Below are 18,107 nucleotides of genomic sequence, written 5' to 3' on the forward strand. Positions count from 1 at the left end.
ACACATTCGGGCGAGTCGGCTATATTGATGGACGTGTGAGGAGCGAACCAGAGAAAGCACCGAGACGAAACACGGCCAGTCGTCGGTGCTTTTTCTGTGGAAAGACATTTTTAAGCTATTATAGGGACACGGCAATGCCGTGTCCCTATAATTTTGGGAAAATTATTATTGCTAGAAATATCAGCCGCCCAAAACAAATTGTTCGATCGCAGCCACCACCCCATCTTCCTCCACATCCGGCGCTACCCAATCAGCAATAGCCTTCACACCATCAGGAGCATTCCCCATCGCCACGCCCACACCCGCGTAGGAAATCATTTCCAGATCGTTAAAATTGTCGCCGATCGCCATCACCTGAGCCGACTGCAAACCCAAAACTTTTTCGGCTAAATACTGCACCCCATCTCCCTTACTCGCCAAAGGATGCGTAGCTTCAAAAAAAGTAGCCACCGATTGAGTCAAATAAAGCTCCGCAGGCGTGTAGCGCTTCCGCATACTGCTGAGCAAGCCGTGGAGTACCTCTGGATTCTCGCACAAAGCCAAAACCTTCGTCGGTTCCCCCGGCATATCTCGCCGCAAATCTTGAATTACAATTGGTTCAATGCCCGATCGTTCGGCATAAATTCGGGTAGCTGCTGTAATTTCCGGTACGTAAAGTTTGTCGTCAATATAGAAATGGATCGAAAGGAGCGATCGGTAATCCAGTGCTTCAAAATGCTCTAATAGTTGCAGAGCAGTTTGTTTCGACAGCGGCAAGTGTCGCAGTCGCTTTTGAGTAGCTGGATCTTGAATCCACGCGCCCTGGTAGCAAATCAGCGGCAAAGTTGAGCCAATTTCTGAGTGAAAACGCAAAGCCGATTTGTACATCCTGCCCGTAGCGATGGCCACTTTCACTCCCCGCGACTCGGCAGCCAAAACTGCCTGCTTGACGGGTTGTCGGATGTCGTTGGACAAACCTGCGATCGTGCCGTCGATATCTAGTACCAGTAGTTTAATCTCTGCGGTACCAAAAGCGCGATCGGTAGCATTCGCTGGATTTGAGGCAATTATATTCTGCATGATTTTGAAATTTTAGCTGTTGATTTGCACCCACCAATTTATTTTGGCACTGGCACATAAGTTTTGTTTGCATCTAAATTGTCTGTTATCTTTGAGAAGAATATGGAGAGAGAGCCCGAATAGAGAAGAGGAAAGGGTGGACAGGATTTGACTGCCAACGGGAATAGGTCATTGAAATATACAATTTAAATGCCTGTAGAGCGTGCCGCCAGCACCGAAAACTGTCTCAATAGCGCCTCAAACCACTTTTTGCCTCAGTCCCGATCGCAGCTTGTTTACTTATTCACTCACCAGCCCTCTTAATGCGATCTTGATTTACAATTACTGCACAGTGCCCCCGGCAATATCTCAACCATTATCTCATCATTCATACCCACTTATTCAATTGACAATTGACAATCTAAAATCATCATTTCTTGTTACCATGCTTTCTCGTTACCATGCTCTGTCTCGTAACGCAGAAGCCGAAGTTTATGCCTCCTTTTACTTCGTTAATCATCAGAAACAGAGGACTATAATAAGTGTTTCAGTCATTAAATTTTTGTTGCTAAAATTATTTGTATCATTCCCGATTGATTGCCGTAACAAAAAAAGTTTGTAGTGCGGATAATCGTCCGCACTCGAACCAATCTTATTGTTTTTAATCGAGTGAACGCGAGATTATTCCCATCTTTTGATCTCAAATATCCAATCCCCAACTGTACTTAAAAACTACCGCATTCACAGCATGATTACTATTCCAGGATATCGCATAGACGGAGAAATTTATACAAACGATCGCACAGTTATTTATCGAGGAATGCAGCTTGAACAACAAAAACCAGTTATCCTCAAAACTCTCGCGCAGCCCTACCCAACCCCAGCACAAATAGCCCAACTCCTGCACGAAGCAGAAATCCTCAAAAATTTGAATTTGCCAGGAACAGTTAAGCTTTACCAACTCGAAAAATACAATCACGTTCCTGTTTTAATTTTAGAAGATTTTGGCGGCATTTCTCTCAAAAAATTTCTCACCAACAACCAGCTAGAGTTACAACAATTTCTGCAAATCGGTATCAAACTAGCAGAAACTCTCGGCCAACTCCACGAACACCATATCATCCACAAAGATCTTAAACCGAGCAATATTATTGTCAAAATCGAGACGGGGGATGTCAAAATTGCTGATTTTGCGATCGCCTCCCTGCTACCGGGCGAAAACCCCGCCCTCCACCATCCCAATTTACTCGAAGGCACCCTCGCCTATATGTCGCCAGAACAAACTGGCCGCATGAATCGGGCGATCGACTACCGCACCGATTTTTATTCTCTCGGCATCACTTTTTATGAAATACTCTGCGGTGAAGTGCCTTTTAGTGCGATCGATCCGATGGAATTAGTACATTGCCATATTGCCAAAAAACCACTTGCTCCTTGTGAGAATCAAAAACAAAACATCCAAGGCATAATCAATCAAGCACAAACCGACGAAATTCCTCAAGTCGTTTCCGATATCGTCATGAAACTATTAGCAAAAACCGCCGAAGACAGATATCAAAGTGCTTTCGGACTTGGGTGCGACCTAGAAAAATGTCTCTTTCAACTGGAAACCACTGGCGAAATTTCTCACATCACCCTCGGCGAGCACGATAGGTCAAGTAACCTGCAAATTTCCCAAAAACTTTACGGGCGAGAAGCCGAAGTTAATCTGCTTCTCGATACCTTCGATAGGATGAGACAGGGAAATACAGAAATAGTATTAATTTCCGGTTCTGCAGGTATGGGAAAATCCTGCTTGGTCTATGAAATTCACAAGCCTATCCTGCGGGAAAACGGGTATTTTATAGATAGCAAATTTGAAAAATTTAAGCGGGATATTCCCTACGCTTTTTTGATCCAAGCTTTTCAAGACTTATTGCGCCAAATTCTCACAGAAACATCTGCCAAACTTCAAGTTTGGAGACAAAAAATATTAAATGCCCTCGGCGGAAACTGCCAAGTAATTATTGAAGTTCTTCCCGAAGTACAAATGATTGTCGGGGCGCAGCCCCCAGTGCCAGACTTAGGATTACATGAATCTCAAAATCGCTTTAATTTGGTATTTCAAAAATTCATTCGAGTCTTTGCTCAAAAAGCACACCCCTTAGTAATTTTTCTCGACGATTTGCAGTGGGTAGATTCAGCATCCCTTAAGTTAATCCAACTGCTAGCAACAAACCTAGAAAATCAATATTTATTAATCATTGGAGCCTACAAAAAACAAGAACTTAACGCAAACCATCCTGTAATGCTGACCGTCGAAGCAATTAAAAAAGCAGGGGGAAATTTCAGCGAAATATCCCTTTCGCATTTAGATATTACCAGCGTCAATCAATTTCTTGCAGATAGTCTGAGCTGCTCGCCAGAAAAATCACTAGATTTAGCAGAATTGCTTTTCCAAAAAACAGGAGGCAATCCCTTTTTTCTAACTCAACTTTTAAAGTATATTTACTCAAAAAAATTGCTGCAATACAAATTTACACCTTCCGATACTTCTGTCGATATAGTCGAACCTAACATTTATGAGTCGAATCCTCAAAAAGCATATCCAGCTTTGAGAAAATGCGAAATTGCAGGTGAGTGGCAGTGGGATATCGAGCAAATACAAGAAATAGGAATAACTGACAATGTTGTAGAATTAATGATCGATCACATTCAGAAACTTTCAGAAACCACCCAGGAACTACTAAAATTAGCTGCTTGTGTTGGCAACAAATTTGATTTAGGAATTATCTCAAAAATCTGTGGAAAATCTCTAGTTTCCGCAGCAGCAGACCTCTGGGAAGCTCTTCAGTCAGGTCTGATTGTGCCCGTGAATAACGCCTACAAAATTCCGCTCGCACTAGCAGCAACTACAGAAGTAACCGACCAAATATCTAGAGATTTTACCGATGAATTGTCCCTACCAATCGCTGATGCTGCTAGCGCGACTTATAAATTTTTGCACGAACGAGTTCAACAAGCAGCTTATGCTTTAATATCCGAACCCCAAAAACAAGAAAATCATCTCAAAATAGGCAGATTTTTGCTACAAAACGCACCTCCAGAGCAATTAGAAAACTATGTTTTTGATATAGTCAACCAACTAAATGCAGCCCGACAAATCATCAGCAGTGAATTAGAAAAGTTTCAATTATGCAAATTAAATTTAATTGCAGGCCGCAAAGCAAAAGCCAGTGCAGCTTACGAACTGGCTGTCAAATATTTAACTGCAGGTATTGAATTGCTTCCGCAGGAAAGTTGGCAAACCGATTACGATTTGACTCTGGCACTCTACGAGTCAGCGGCAGAAGCTGCTTACCTCAATACCGAGTTTGAACAAATGGAAAAATGGGCAGAAATTGTCCTACAACACGCAAAGAATGAACTAGATAAAATCAAAGTTTGTGAAATCAGAATCACAGCTTGTACGATGCAAACAAAACTGCAAGAAGCTGTACAGATTGGTAGAGAAGCACTAAGAATGTTAGGACTAAACTTGCCCGAGTCGCCAGTTCCCCTCCACATTCAGCAAGCAATATCCCAAACAGTAGCTTATTTAGGCGACAAAAAAATAGAAGATTTAATTAACTTACCTGTGATGACAAATCCGCGCAAGTTAGGAACTATGCGCTTGCTTTCCAGTATGTTTGCAGCTACGTTTATAGTTGAACCAGTGCTGTTGCCGCTGATTGTATGCCAGCAAGTTAATTTATCGATTAACTACGGAAATTCGGTTTTTTCGGCTTTTGGTTATGCTAATTACGGAGCAATTTTACAAAGAATAATTAGAGATATTGAATCAGGCGATAGCTTTGGTCAATTAGCTTTGAATTTGACCGATCGACTAAATGCTTTAGAATTTAAAAGTAAGATTCTTAATTTGGTCGCATTCGTTTTGATGCACGGCAACCATCATGTTAAGGACACTTTGCCACTGTTAGAAGAAGCCTATCAAAGCGCCCTTGAAAATGGTGATTTAGAATCCATAGGATATGCGGCGGTAAATATTTGTCAGTCTTTGTATTTCATCGGTCAAGAATTGATGCCACTAGAACAAAAAATGGCTAATTATAACCATTTATTATTTCAACTCAAGCAAGAAACGGTATTGACTTGGAATCAAATATATCAGAAAACAGTTTGGCAATTGATGGACAATGCGGACACTTCCAATCTTTTGTTATGTGAAACTTATAGCGAAGAAAAGTTGTTACGACTGCTATTGAAAGCTAACGATCGCGTCGGTTTACAGCATTTTTATTTGCAAAAGTTAATACTAGCATATTTATTTGGAGATATTGAGCTAGCCCTAGAAAATGCAGCACAGGCCGAACTTTATTTAGATGGAGTAGCGGGCTTTATTAATGTTCCTGAATACCATTTTTACGATTCTCTCGCCAGACTTGCAGCATATCCACAAGCAACAAATGAGGAACAAGAAGAGCATCTTTTTTACGCCAGCAGCAACCTCAGAAAACTCCAAATAAAATCACTTTCTGCGCCGATGAACCTCCAGCATAAATGCGACTTGATCGAGGCAGAAATAGCGCAAACTCTAGGTGATATTGTCAGAGCAATGGAATATTACGACCGTGCAATTGCCGGAGCTCAAAAAAACGGATACATACAAATACAAGCAATTGCAGCAGAATTAGCGGGAGCATTTTATTTGTCCATAGGACGAGAAAGAATTGCTAAAACTTACTTAATAGAAGCGCGTTATTGCTATCAGCGCTGGGGTGCACAAGCCAAAGTAAGATATTTGGAATCAAAATACTCGCAGTGGCTAACTTTAGCCTCAATTTCAACTAATATCGAAACTCGCAAATCTACCAGCAGCGCTTGCACTACGAGCGACAGTGCAGGGGTGCTAGATTTGACAACCGCAGTCAAAGCTTCACAAACATTAGCCAGCGAAATAGTTCTCGACAAACTACTGGCAAAGATGATGAAAATTGTGATTGAAAATGCCGGAGGAGAAACAGGATTTTTAATACTAGAAAAAGATGGTAAATTGGTTATTGAAGCATCGGGTTCTGTGGATGCCGATCGCGTTGCTGTCATGCAATCAATTCCTATAAATTTTGTAGATGAAGAGCGAGAAGAAACTTTGCTATCAGTTGCAGTTGTCAACTACGTCGCCCGCACCCAGGAAAGTATAGTTTTAAATGATGCCAGCCGCGAAGGACAATTTACTAACGCACCTTATATAATTGCTTTTCAACCTAAATCAATTCTTTGCACTCCGTTAATCCACCAAGGCAAACTAAGCGGCATTCTATATTTAGAAAACAATCTGACTACAGGCGCTTTTACGCCAGAAAGGTTAGAAATATTACAACTGCTGTCTTCTCAAATTTCTATCTCGATAGAAAACGCCCAACTTTACACAAACTTGCAGCAATTCAATCAGAATCTCGAAAAATTAGTACAGCAGCGTACTTCCGAGCTTTCCCAAACTTTAGAAGATTTAAAATCTGCCCAAAAGAAACTGGTAGAATCGGAAAAAATGGCCGCCCTTGGGGGTTTGGTTGCAGGTGTTGCTCACGAAATCAACACTCCCATCGGCATCGGTATCACCGCCGCCTCGCTGCTGGCGGAAAAAGTTACAAAGTTTTTTGAGCTTTACAGCAAGGGCCAAATTAAACGCTCTGAGTTAGAAAAATTCCTGGATACGGCCCTGCAAAGCAGTAATATGATCTTATCAAATTTGACGCGGGCGGCTGACTTGATTCACAGTTTTAAAGAAGTGGCTGTAGATCAGTCGAGCGAATTACAACGCACGTTTAACCTAAAAAATTATCTTGAGGAGATTTTGACATCTTTAACCGCCAAACTAAGAAGAACTAAACACAAAATAGAGATTAAAGGCGATGAAAATATTGTACTGGACAGTTATCCTGGTGTGTTGTGTCAAATTGTGACAAATCTGGTGTTTAATTCCCTGGTTCACGCTTACGATGGAGAAGACGAAGGGATTCTGGCTTTTGATTTTAAGCTAGAGGGCGATCGGCTAATATTTGAATATGCAGATAACGGCAAAGGAGTTTCCCCAGAAAATCTCAGTAAAATCTTTGAACCATTTTTTACCACCAAAAGAGGTAAGGGCGGCACAGGATTGGGACTGCACATTATTTATAACCTCGTTACGCAAAAACTCAAAGGTACAATTACCTGCGAAAGTCAATTGAACAAAGGTACAAGATTTATGATGGAGTTTCCAGCTAAAATTAGTAATTAGTTATTATAACACGAGTTTTGATAGAATTTTATTTAGGAGAATAATTAATGTCAGAAGCTAGTAAAAAACTGTTCGCTGCGAACGATGACGAATTAATAGCGTTGGGCGACGATGAATTAATATTTGCGGAAGAAGACGAGGTTCAAGAACAACCGATTCCCGACAGTTGGAAAATCTTAATTGTCGACGATGAAATAGAAATTCATAATATTACAAAGCTAGCTTTAAATGAATTTACATTTGAAAACAAATCCCTCACATTTATCAGCGCTTTTTCTGGTAAAGAAGCCAAAGAAATGATCCAAGCCCATCCAGATGTAGCATTGATTTTACTGGATGTAGTGATGGAAACAGAAGAGGCAGGCTTGGAAGTTGTAAAATACATCCGCGATATTTTAGACAATAAAATAGTGCGAATTATTTTGCGAACCGGACAGCCGGGACAAGTGCCGGAAGATGTTGTAATTGTCAGCTACGATATTAACGATTACAAAACTAAAACAGAACTCACAAACAAAAAGTTATTTACGACAGTAGTGACAACGCTGAGAGCATTTCGCGCCCTGACTCAAATCGAAGCCAGCAAAAGCGAACTTGAAAAGATTGCAATAGCTTCGGCCCGCTTTGTCCCCCGCGAATTTTTAAAGTTTCTCAAAATTGAAAGCATTGTTGATGCCAGATTGGGAGACTCTGTACAGGCGGAAATGACGATTATGTTTGCCGATATTCGCTCATTTACAAGTCTGTCAGAAAGTATGTCTCCTAGAGAAAATTTTGAATTTCTCAACTCTTACTTAAGCCGAGTCGGTCCAGTTATCCGCCAGTATAACGGCTTTATAGATAAATACATTGGTGACGGAATTATGGCTTTGTTTCCTAACCGTCCTGAAGATGCGGTTCAAGCGGCAATTGAGATGCAGCAGCAAGTTAAAATTTATAACAGACACAGGCAAAATAGCGGATATCAACCTATTTCGATAGGGATTGGTTTGCATACGGGAACTTTAATGTTGGGTACCATTGGCGAAGCGGAACGGATGGAAAGTACGGTAATTTCTGATGCTGTGAATTTAGCCGCGCGTGTGGAAGGATTGACAAAGCTTTACGGAGTCGGTATTGTAGCTAGCGTCCAGACTCTTTGTCGAATAGACGATCCACAAAATTATAAGTGTCGGTTTCTCGATCGCGTTCAAGTCAAAGGAAAACAAACACCTGTGGCTGTCTTTGAAATTTATGATGGCGACTCCGCTACAATGATCGAACTAAAAGCACAAACTCAAACTTATTTTGAACAGGGAATTTTTTTTCACTACCAGCAACAATTCGCGCAAGCAAGGCAAATGTTTTTGCGCGTGTTGCAAGTCAACAAGTATGATAAGGCAGCAGCTTTTTATGCCGATCGCTGCGATATGTTGATGAAGAATGCTGTCATTATGACTTTGGAAGGAATTGAAATTTAGGGCATGGGGCATTGGGCATTGGGCATTGGGCATTGGGCATCAGCTAAGATTGTGAACAGTCAACAGTCAACAGTCAACAGTCAACAGTGAACGGTGAACAGTGAACAGTGAACGGTGAACAAATAACTTAATTTATGCGCTTAAAATCCCTTGATGTTTTTCGCGGAATTGCGATCGCCTCGATGATTCTAGTCAACAACCCCGGCAGTTGGAAACAGGTGTATCCACCGCTAGATCACGCAGAATGGCACGGCTGCACCCCGACAGACTTGGTATTTCCGTTTTTCCTGTTCATCGTGGGCTGCGCGATGTCTTTCTCGCTGTCAAAATATACTGAAACTACTACAAAAATAGAAACAAATATCTATTGGCGAATTGCGCGCCGCGCCACGATTTTATTTATATTAGGATTGCTGCTAAATACATCTTCGATCGCCCTTGACGTACTTCTCAACAGCGCCCCAGTGGAAAACTTCGGTAAAATCCGCATCATGGGAGTATTGCAGCGCATCGGCTTAGCGTATTTCATCAGTGCGATCGCCATTCTCAACCTTTCCCCCCGCAATCAAAAACTGCTCGCTATTGCCGTGCTTTTGGGCTATTGGGCTGCATTACTCGTATTTGCTGTAGGGGGGTACAGCGCCTACGAACTCACGCCAGAAGGAAATTTAGGAGGATATGTCGATCGGCTAATTCTCGGCAGCCAACACCTGTACAAAGGCGGCCCCTTCGATCCTGAAGGATTGTTGAGCACATTACCCGCAGTTGTAACAGTCCTCATCGGCTACTTTACAGGGGAATGGTTGCGCGTGCAGCCAATTAAAACCCGCACCAGTATCAACTTAGCAATCTGCGGCCTCAGTTGCGTGATAATCGGCCATTTGTGGGGATTTTTATTTCCGATTAACAAACAACTGTGGACGAGCTCCTATGTGGTTTTTACCGCAGGTTGGGCTTTGTTATTGCTAGCAGCTTGCTACGAAACAATAGAAGTGCGGAAGTGGAAATGGGGGCGACCGTTTGAAATCATGGGAGTGAATGCTATTTTCGTGTTTGTTGCTTCCGGGATTGTCGCCAGACTTCTATTAAAAACTCATATCGGTAGCGGCGAAAATCCTCCGACAACTTACACTTGGATTTACGAAAACTGGTTTGTGCCGTGGGCTGGGCCGTTGAACGGTTCTCTAGCATTTGCCGTGACAGCGGTATTGTGTTGGTGGTTGATTTTGTATGGAATGTACCGCCGAGGTTGGGCGATCAAAATTTGAGTAAAAAAACAGAATACCTAAAGCCCCTACTTCTTTAAGAAGTCAAGGTTCTAAGAGCTAGTAGGGCTTGACATCCACAGCCTTTTGCAGTTAACGTATTTATTAATTAAAAAAGTGTTTTAATCACGGAATGGAGAGAGCAATGAACCACTTCTTAGATAGCTTGATCTGTCGGCAGACATTTGATACGCAGGCTTTGATGAATTCTCACCCACCCAAATTTTACGACCCTAACAAGCAGATAGTTTATGATATTTGTTGTCCGCCTGGATGCACTCATCGGGGTCAATTAGCATTTTCCCGATGGTACGCAATGCCTTTTCCAGAATATCTTTCTCCTCTGGAACATCAGACCGATCTTTCTGAGCGAAAGGGATATTTTGGGTACGAGCCATCCCAAGATAGCACTGAGATGGAGTGGTATCTCAATTTCGCTCATTACGATCTTTTTGTTGCTTATGGTGGTTCGCTGTTTGCTCAAGACGAAATGCAGGTAGCTGAACATCCAGCACTCAGTTCACTGCGAGAAGCTTTACTAGATTCCAACATTAAGCCATTAACAGTGGAGAGTCAACAACCCACCCCGATCCTGATTCGTGGGGTGGAACGGAGGTGTGCGATCGCTACCGATCGCAATTCAGGACAGGGGCGACCTTTTGGTCTTTACGGCAATAACTTTGGACGAGCGACATCAGATGCGATCGCACAAGCGACAAAACCTCTAAACCCGCCTACAATTACAAACATCATTGCGATAGAAGCTCCTTCCTATGGCGAGGGTTCTTATAGCATTGCACAAATTGAATACATTCTTAAAACAGCATTCACTGGATTTTTTGCAGCACGAATTGAGTCACAGTTAGAGTCGGCTCAAACACCAACTTTGATTATTCATACAGGCTTCTGGGGATGCGGAGCTTACGGTGGTAATCGTGTCTTGATGGCTCTTTTGCAACTGTTGTCGGCTCGTCTCAGTCAAGTGAATTGTCTAGTCTTTCATACCAGCGATGCTACGGGAAGTCAGGATTTGGCAACTGCTCAACAAATACTCGATCGCGATTTAGTACCTGATGATTCACCGGTGAAAGTTTCAGATTTGGTAGAAAAGATTCATGCGATGGAATTCCAGTGGGGATTTAGCGATGGAAACTAAGAGGATATTCGAGCCAAGTTATACCTGGACTAATATCAAATCCTCTCTTCATCGGAATAATAAATTCGAGTCAACAGTCAACAGTCAACAGTCAACAGTCAACATCATTCCGGCGTAACCGGAAAGGCTATAACAACCTTTTCTTTGCAATACGCAGCTACACTTTTTCCTGAGAGTGAGGAAATCCCACCCGTTCAAGTTTCGACTAGGGACTCGATCGCGCCTCAACCCCGCCCAGCTCAATGATTTTGCCGATTTCTCGATCGCCCCCCTCTCAACCGCTCGCTATAGCGCGTTGCGTGAGAACCCCGGTCTTTAAGCCGGGGATGAAACGCAGTTGCAGCCTTTAGGCTGCGAGTAATCTGTGTTATAATTTTAACAATGCGGAACAAGTAGGCGTATCAACTACGTGTTAAACCATTCCTAGAACGGTGAGATTCCGGGCAGTAAGACACCCTCAACATTTTTGTTTGAGAAGACTTTTGAGACAGCCAAGCAGCGCAGGATGGGGAGCGTACCGAACTGGCAAGAGTGTTGAAAAGTGCGAACGAAAGCATAAGGCAAAAAGTAAGCGTAATTGCAACACCAAAAGGTAGTTGTTTTGAACGTCTAGAGGTGTCTTGACAGCGCATTTAAGAGTGTCGAAGCTTCTTAAGAATCTCCGTACCTTCAGGTCGGAGAGTGTCAAAAATGAACCCAAATCGCTAAAATAAAAAAAAGATACGTAATAGGCAGGCTGGCGTCAATGATCCCAACAGTTATAGAACAATCCGGTCGCGGCGAACGCGCCTTTGACATTTACTCGCGACTCCTGCGCGATCGCATCATCTTCTTGGGCCAACAGGTTGACTCCGACTTAGCCAACTTGATCGTTGCCCAATTGCTATTTTTAGACGCAGAAGATCCAGAGAAAGACATTTACCTCTATATCAACTCCCCAGGGGGTTCGGTATCAGCAGGTATGGGCATTTTTGACACAATGAACCACATCCGCCCCGACATTTGCACCATTTGTCTCGGTTTGGCAGCCAGCATGGGGGCTTTTCTGTTGAGTGCCGGCGCTAAAGGCAAGCGGATGAGTTTGCCTCACTCCCGGATCATGATCCACCAACCTCTCGGTGGAGCTCAAGGACAAGCAACGGATATTGAAATTCAGGCAAAAGAGATTTTGTACCACAAACAGCGCCTGAATCAATTTTTGGCAGATCATACCGGTCAGCCGCTTTCGCGCATTGAAGAAGATACCGAACGGGATTTCTTCATGTCCGCCGATGAAGCTAAGGACTACGGTTTGGTGGATCAAGTGATCGATCGCCGTCCTTCGGCCAGTCGCCCGATCGCCGCTGTGGCGTAAATTAAAAATTAAAAATTAAAAATGGGAAAATATTCTGCATTTTTGATTTTTAATTTTTAACGTTCAAAAGTACCTCTTTAATGGATAAACGGGTGCGTCGAAACCGGGTTTTTTACCCAAATCTTTGGTTCTCAACCTTAATATCTGTAAAAAACCCGGTTTCTTTAATCTAATAGCCTCCAGCGCCTTGTTTAGTTTCCGAATTCCTAGGCTAAAGATTCGAGATATTGCAGGAAATCGAGCAGTTGTTCTGGGTTTAATAAATGCCGCGCTGCTTTGTCATAAGCTTGTTTGAGATAATCTTTTCCTTGGCTGGCAGTCCAGCTTAACCGCTTGATTTCCTCAGTGGTTCTGCTGTAAATTTCCAGATATTCTAGGAAATCTGCCAACTGTTCGCTAGAAAGCTCTCTCTGCGACGACTTGTCATAAAGTTGTTGGAGACAGTCCATTTCCGTTTTTTTATTCCATCCCTGGCGTTTGAGGATGCCGTCTATGTTGGCGATCGTATCAGAATCGTCCTCGATCGCATCACTGGGAATTCCCACTGCGATCGGTTGCAATTCCCTAATTTCAGCAGCACCCTGCGACAGTTCGCTGATTTGGGCCGGCGCTACCGACAGTTCCTCCATTGGTTCCCCGTAGCTGGAAGAAAGCCAAGCATCCGAGTCTATTTGCTTCGGTACAAATCCAGCCGCCGGAACTCGATCGACCGCAGGCGGTTCCGGTTCTGCTACAGGTGCGATCGGCTCTTCATTTAATTTAGATTCAGTATTGACAAAATTGCCTTGATGTGGTATATCAACTTTTTCGGCAACAGGCATTTCTAAAACAGGAAGAGGAGCAAGGGCCGGCCCAGGGGCAGCAGCAACGGTCGGCGGAGGCGGCACTGGCACCGGCACCTCCGCACCAAGGGTCGGCGGAGGTGGCACGGGCGCAGGCGAAACGGCAACAACAGCAGCAGCGGGTTCGGAAAATCCAAGGACGGCGATCGCCCGCGATCGGGCGCGGTCTTCAGCACCCTCAACAGACTCAGCAGCCGACATACCCGTAGCGAGAGTTTTACCGTCAACCTGAACCAGACAGCGAACCACAAACTTACCGTGATGAATAGTCAGCAACTCACAGATTAACTGTCCAGTGGGATAAAGGGCGCGAAATTGAGCAAACATAATTTTTTGACCCCGAAACCAGAAGGGGGCTGATGACTTCAGTTTAGTACAACCCACAGAAAACAATTTTCTGAAAGCACCTATTCAACATACAATAAATAAAAGGTGAATCATCAGCGCAACCTTTCACCCGACTAAACCCTATCCCACATCCTGCCGTTTAAGCTAGCAAGCAGCGGGTATGAAACAGCAACTAAGCAAAAGTAGTAAAGTCTCCGGTTTTGTGTACCTTGCACTTTCTACAGCACAGATTGCTCCAGACCCGCTGGTTGGACATCTGTCCGCAAGGACAGAGCGCTTGCAAAAAACAGGGCATTTCTTGCGGTAAGCAACTAGCAATTTTGCCCGATCGCCAGTAAAATCTTTGGCTTTAGCAAAAGGCAAAAGGCACTTCAAAAGCAAGAAGAAAGTAGGAACAAGGCAGACGGAAAAATGCAGGAGGCCCAAATGCAAATTTTCTCCTCTCCAAATCCATCTCCCCATCCCCGACTCAACCCGTCGCTTTCAGCATCGAGTCATCTTTTAAGAACCGACAGGGGCTTTCTACTTATTAGCGAAGAACTCGGCGCTGCCAGCCAAAAGCCAAGGAACCAACGCTAAAAACTTGTATTGGGGAATAGGGTGCGGGGCCTTTGTCTGCACCGCCATCGGTCAGTTGCAGACAAACAGCAGACAATTAGCGACTGCCGGTGTCGGGAAAAAATCTGAAAAAATCCCTGGCTGCAGGTAGCACCGACTGTGCTGGCATCTCCACCTACTAACCCGCGCATTTGTTGGGAAGCAGGCACAGCGAGGGTAAGAAAGGGTGCGGCTGATTTCGCCAAAATTAGACTAATTGCTGGAAACAAGAGGATCGATCGCTACATGGAATTTTCTATCGCTGCACTGCTGGCAAATTTTACAGAAGACAAATTAGTGGCTCCCAAAGCATTAGAGAAAAAACTCGATTGCAACGACGCCACCAGTCAACTCAAACTTCAAATCGCATTAGAAGCTCTAGAGAAAATTGGCATATTAGTCAAAGACAAAGGCCGCTACCGCCGAGTAGCTGAAGACGACGTAGTAGAAGCAAAACTCCGCTGTTCGAGCAAAGGATTTTGTTTTGCAATTCAAGACGCCGAAGGCTCAGAAGACGTTTACGTGCGAGAAAGTCACCTCTCGACAGCTTGGAATGGCGATCGAGTATTAGTCAAAATCATCAAAGAAGGCAGCCGCCGTCGATCGCCCGAAGGCGAAGTCATGCTGATCCTCGAACGCGCCAACCCCTCGGTACTGGCGCGAGTCAAGCAAACCGCCACCCCCACCGGCCGCGTCAGCTACAGAGCAATTCCCCTGGACGATCGCCTGTTGTTTGAACTAGACTTGCTCGCCAACGGCACAAACCTCCAAGAAGCGATCGACCATTTAGTACACGTCGAAGTCAAACGCTACCCCCTCGGCACCCATCGGCCAGTCGGCAAAGTAGTACAGGTACTCGGTTCCGATGCCGAAGCCGCAGACGACCTCGACATCGTATGCTGCAAACACGACTTGCCGCGCTCCTTCCCCGCCGCCGTCATCAAAGCAGCCGAAAACTTGCCCAGCAAACTCAAAAAAACCGACATCAAAAAACGGTTAGATTTGCGGAACAGCCTGACAGTCACCTTTAGCAAAAACGAAGAAGGAGAAACCAACACCGAAAACGAAACCCCTCAAGTTCCAGAGGCAAATTTCTCCGAGGGAACAGCCGAAAACGAGCTCGAAAACGAATTCGACCCGACCTCATTTTTGTGCGATCCGCCAATAGAACGCGCACTGTCGATCGAAACCCTCAAGTCCGGCGGCTGGCAAGTAGCAATCCACATCGCCGACGCAGCCGAGTACGTGCAGCCAGAAACCCCCCTAGACCGCGAAGCCCGCAAACGAGGCACCAGCGCCCATCTCGGAGAAAAAATCATCCCCGTACAGCCACAAATCCTCAACGATCGATGCTCGCTGCAACCAGACACCGAACGGCTGGCCTTCAGCATACTGCTGACCCTAGACGAATCGGGAGAGCTCACAGAATACGAAATTCAAACCAGCGTCATTCATATTGACTACCAGCTCAGCTACGAACAAGCTCAAGCAATAATCGAACCAGACTCCGATGCCGAAGATAACCCTTTATCCTCCGCCCTCCGTCCTTTCCTAGATCAAATCAGGGCTGCTTCACAGGCTGTCAGACAGACGAGACTCCAGCGGGGAGCTTTTGAACTAAATTTGCCGGACGCTAACTCTCACTTCGACGACGAAGGCGAATTAGGAGCTTTTACAACGGCTACCCCCGCCCAGTCGGCAGTCTCCGAATTGGTCGTACTCGCCAACCAAGCTGTCGCCACCCACCTGCAAGCCTTGGGAGTCCCAGCAATCTATCGCGTCCAGCCGATGCCAGACCCTGCGGACATTCAAGAGTTCATCAAACTCTCCAACAACCTCGGAGGCGAACTGTATCTCGAAAACGAAGAAGAAGTTCTGCCCTTGGACTTCCAGCGATTTACCCAGCAATTTGCCGACCTCAAGTCCGAAAGAGTTCTCACCTACCTGCTGGAAGACACCATGAAGCCGGCTGTTTACAGCACAACTCCCAAGCCGCACTTCGGTTTAGCGCTGCAAGACGGTTACACGCGCTGTACTTCCCCGCTTTCGCGCTACGCCGATTTGCTGGTGCTGCGGGTGTTGCAAGCGGTGTTCGAGCAAGGCCGCAGCAGCCGCACAACTCGCGCTAAGGAAAAAGTCAACCTGCACCATTCCTCCTGTCACGGTCAAATTACTTGGAACGTTCTCCCCCCAGATTTGCACCACGAATTTGAGACAGAGTTTGCAGCGGCGGTGGTACATCTGACGGAACGCGAAAGGGTTGCGGAAGATGCCGAAAGCGATTTGCAGGGATTGAAGAAAACCGGATTGATGAAAGAACGCACCGGTCAAACTTTCCAGGGTTTGATTACAGGGGTGCAGTCTTACGGTTTCTTTGTGGAAATTGAGGTGCGGCCGCCGGAGAGCGAACTGTTGCGAGTGGAAGGATTGGTGCACGTTTCTTCGCTGAAGGATGATTGGTATGAATATCGATCGCGCCAGCAAACTCTAGTTGGTCGCAAAAACCGCAATCAATACCGTTTGGGCGATCGGGTAGAAGTCCAAGTCAAAAGCGTTGACTACTACCGCCAGCAAATTGATTTAGTTGCTGTTGGCGGCGGTAGTCAAGCTTTTGATGATGAGGAATAGAAGAAGAAGGAAGAAGGAAGAAGGAAGAAGAAAGAAGGAAGAAGAAAGAAGGAAGAAGGAAGAAGGAAGAAGGTAAGAAAATTACTTTTTTGCTAGTCATAATAAAAAAGTAATTACTGATGATTTTCTAATTTCTTTTTTGCCAATTACTTCTGACTTTCTTATTCTTTTTTCCCCAAGTCTCTAAAGTCCGGTCAATTCACTACTAATCAGGACACGGCATTGCCGTGTCCCTACAAACTTCTTCTCTATTCCTGCTTGCTTCTGCCCTCAAACTTATGCCTTAAAAATAATGACAAATAACTACCCGCTAATTGTAGGAGTTACCGGAGCATCGGGACTGATTTACGCGGTGCGAACATTAAAATATCTCTTGGAAGCCGATCGCGCCGTGGAACTGGTAGCATCAAAATCTACCTACATGGTTTGGCAAAGCGAACAGAACATCCGAATGCCCGCAGAACCGACACTTCAAGAAGAATTCTGGCGGGAAAAAGCAGGAGTCCCCAATTCTGGCAAACTTCGCTGCCATCCGTGGCAAGATGTTGGTGCTAATATTGCTAGCGGCTCCTTTCGCACCCAAGGAATGATGATTATTCCCTGTAGCATGAGTACACTAGGCAAGTTAGCGGCCGGATTGAGCTCGGATTTACTCGAAAGAGCGGCCGACGTTCAGCTTAAGGAAGGGAGAAAATTGGTACTTGTACCTAGAGAAACTCCTTTTAGCTTGATTCACCTGCGAAATTTGACTACCTTAGCCGAAGCAGGGGCTAGAATTGTGCCAGCGATTCCCGCTTGGTATCACAATCCTCAAACTATTGAAGATTTGGTAGACTTTGTAGTGGCTCGCGCTTTAGACCAGTTAGGAATTGATTGCGTTCCTCTCAAACGCTGGAAGGAAGAAGAAGGGAGTCAGTAGTCAGTAGTCAGTTGTTAGTTGGCAGTAGTCAGTTGTTAGTTGGCAGTAGTCAGTTGTTAGTTGGCAGTTGTTAGTTGTTAGTTGGCAGTTGTTAGTCAACAGTTAGTTGTTAATTGTTAGTCGTTAGTCAACATCCAACAGTCAAAAGTTGTTAGTTATTCCCCAATTCCCAATTCCCAATTCCCAATTCCCAATTCCCAATTCCCAATTCCCAATTCCCAATTCCCAATTCCCAATT

General features: G+C 44.7%; 9 protein-coding genes. 7 read left to right on the plus strand and 2 right to left on the minus strand.

The window, feature by feature from the left end; translation table 11 throughout:
* Window positions 1-180: 180 nt before the first annotated feature.
* Window positions 181-1,059: a Cof-type HAD-IIB family hydrolase gene (locus QUB13_RS27910; protein WP_333387699.1), complete on the minus strand. Its 879-nt coding sequence runs from the start codon at window positions 1,057-1,059 to the stop codon at window positions 181-183.
* Between the two features lie 727 nt (window positions 1,060-1,786).
* Between QUB13_RS27910 and QUB13_RS27915 the strand changes: the two genes are divergently transcribed.
* From QUB13_RS27915 to clpP, 5 genes are all read left to right on the plus strand, one after another.
* Window positions 1,787-7,300: a trifunctional serine/threonine-protein kinase/ATP-binding protein/sensor histidine kinase gene (locus QUB13_RS27915; protein ID WP_333387702.1), complete on the plus strand. Its 5,514-nt coding sequence runs from the start codon at window positions 1,787-1,789 to the stop codon at window positions 7,298-7,300.
* Between the two features lie 47 nt (window positions 7,301-7,347).
* Complete coding sequence (locus tag QUB13_RS27920) at window positions 7,348-8,760, plus strand: adenylate/guanylate cyclase domain-containing protein (RefSeq protein ID WP_333387705.1); 1,413 nt, start codon at window positions 7,348-7,350, stop codon at window positions 8,758-8,760.
* A gap of 134 nt (window positions 8,761-8,894) precedes the next feature.
* The gene (locus QUB13_RS27925; RefSeq protein ID WP_333387708.1) at window positions 8,895-10,028 is read left to right on the plus strand and encodes an acyltransferase family protein; all 1,134 of its coding nucleotides are present in this window, start codon (window positions 8,895-8,897) and stop codon (window positions 10,026-10,028) included.
* Window positions 10,029-10,170: 142 nt separating this feature from the next.
* On the plus strand, window positions 10,171-11,181 hold the full coding sequence (locus QUB13_RS27930; RefSeq protein WP_333387711.1) for a hypothetical protein: 1,011 nt from the start codon (window positions 10,171-10,173) through the stop codon (window positions 11,179-11,181).
* A gap of 745 nt (window positions 11,182-11,926) precedes the next feature.
* Window positions 11,927-12,535: an ATP-dependent Clp endopeptidase proteolytic subunit ClpP gene (gene clpP, locus QUB13_RS27935; protein WP_193976162.1), complete on the plus strand. Its 609-nt coding sequence runs from the start codon at window positions 11,927-11,929 to the stop codon at window positions 12,533-12,535.
* 206 nt (window positions 12,536-12,741) lie between these two features.
* On the opposite strand, the gene QUB13_RS27940 is transcribed toward clpP, so the two are convergent.
* Window positions 12,742-13,704 carry a hypothetical protein gene (locus QUB13_RS27940; protein ID WP_333387713.1) on the minus strand — a complete coding sequence of 321 codons (963 nt, stop codon included), beginning with the start codon at window positions 13,702-13,704 and terminating at the stop codon, window positions 12,742-12,744.
* An 864-nt stretch (window positions 13,705-14,568) separates the two neighbouring features.
* On the opposite strand from QUB13_RS27940, the gene QUB13_RS27945 reads away from it, so the two are divergent.
* The gene (locus tag QUB13_RS27945; RefSeq protein ID WP_333387717.1) at window positions 14,569-16,950 is read left to right on the plus strand and encodes a ribonuclease R family protein; all 2,382 of its coding nucleotides are present in this window, start codon (window positions 14,569-14,571) and stop codon (window positions 16,948-16,950) included.
* A gap of 292 nt (window positions 16,951-17,242) precedes the next feature.
* A complete protein-coding gene (locus tag QUB13_RS27950; protein WP_194008362.1) occupies window positions 17,243-17,869 on the plus strand; it encodes a flavin prenyltransferase UbiX in 627 nt (208 codons plus the stop codon).
* The last annotated feature ends 238 nt before the right edge of the window (window positions 17,870-18,107 follow it).

It is taken from the genome of Microcoleus sp. B4-D4, assembly GCF_036705185.1.
Taxonomy (GTDB): domain Bacteria; phylum Cyanobacteriota; class Cyanobacteriia; order Cyanobacteriales; family Microcoleaceae; genus Microcoleus.